Origin of the sequence: Bradyrhizobium sp. CSA207 (genome assembly GCF_029051685.1) — a bacterium.
Classification (GTDB): Bacteria; Pseudomonadota; Alphaproteobacteria; order Rhizobiales; family Xanthobacteraceae; genus Bradyrhizobium.
Map to the genome: position 1 here is coordinate 1 of NZ_JAACFT010000145.1, position 389 is coordinate 389.

The following is a 389-nucleotide window of genomic DNA, read 5'->3' on the forward strand; positions in this document are numbered from 1 at the left end:
GTGATATAGCCCGCCGTTGCGCCGATATCGGCGAACTTGAAGCCGGCGGCCATGAAGAAGACGAAGCTGAAGATGATGCGGGCGACGATGATTGCGATTGCTCTGGCCATCGTGAAATCTCCTCTTTGAGTTTCCACTATGACGGACGAGACCCACGGTATCCGACACGGTGAATGAAAAAGGGCCGCTTGCGCGACCCTATCACTTTGAATTGCGCACAAATCCTTTCCGAAAATCGGTTCCGATTTTCGGGTTATGCGCTCTCACCATTCGGCGAAGCTGCCGTCGGCATGCCGCCAGATCGGGTTGCGCCAGCGGTGGCCTTCCTTGGCGCGTTCGATGACATAGGCCTCGTCGACCTCGATGCCGAGGCCCGGCCCCTGCGGGAT

General features: G+C 58.1%; 2 pseudogenes. Both read right to left on the reverse strand.

The window, feature by feature from the left end:
• Positions 1-110: pseudogene (locus GWG65_RS40375) on the reverse strand (DoxX family protein); the annotation flags it as partial.
• A 153-nt stretch (positions 111-263) separates the two neighbouring features.
• Positions 264-389, reverse strand: a pseudogene (locus GWG65_RS40380) (D-galactonate dehydratase); the annotation flags it as partial.